Raw genomic sequence first — 315 nt, forward strand, 5'->3', positions numbered from 1 at the left:
AAAACAGGTGCTGGTTCACTCGGACCAGGGCAGTCAGTACACAAGCCATGAGTGGCAGTCGTTCCTGAAAGCACACGGCCTGGAGGGGAGCATGAGCCGTCGCGGTAACTGTCACGATAATGCGGTTGCAGAAAGCTTTTTCCAGTTGCTGAAACGCGAACGGATAAAGAAAAAGATCTACGGAACGCGGGAAGAAGCCCGCAGCGATATTTTTGATTACATCGAAATGTTCTATAACAGTAAGCGTCGGCATGGTTCGAGCAATCAGATGTCACCGACAGAATATGAAAAGCAGTATTATCAACGGCTCGGAAG

The 315-nt window shown here is 49.2% G+C and carries 1 protein-coding gene; it reads left to right on the top strand.

Going from position 1 to position 315, the window contains the following annotated elements:
* The coding region (locus AQ981_RS25565; protein ID WP_154675997.1) for an IS3 family transposase at nucleotides 1-315 on the top strand (315 nt) is incomplete at both ends.

Source organism: Entomohabitans teleogrylli (assembly GCF_001484765.1).
Classification (GTDB): Bacteria; Pseudomonadota; Gammaproteobacteria; order Enterobacterales; family Enterobacteriaceae; genus Entomohabitans; species Entomohabitans teleogrylli.